We start from the raw sequence: 245 nt of genomic DNA on the forward strand, positions 1-245 counted from the left end.
CGTCGAGGGTCTTGAGCAGTTTGCCGACGTCGCCGTCGTGTTCGAGCATGCCGTCGGCGTACTCGTTGCCGGGCATGCCGCTCTGGCCCTTCATCGAGTCGCGCACGTGGGTGAAGAGGTGCATGCGGGTGGTGTTCATCCAGACGAAGAACGGCTTGTCGGCCTTCACCTGCTTGTCCATGAAGTTGATGGCGGCCTGGGTGGTCTCGTCGTCGATGGTTTCCATGCGCTTCTTGGTCAGCGCA

The 245-nt window shown here is 61.6% G+C and carries 1 pseudogene; it reads right to left on the reverse strand.

The annotated features are described in order from the left end of the window. Positions 1-245 (reverse strand): annotated as a pseudogene (locus tag J5M67_RS29200) (arylsulfatase); the annotation flags it as partial.

Source organism: Pseudomonas sp. 30_B, assembly GCF_017491605.1.
Lineage (GTDB): Bacteria > Pseudomonadota > Gammaproteobacteria > Pseudomonadales > Pseudomonadaceae > Pseudomonas.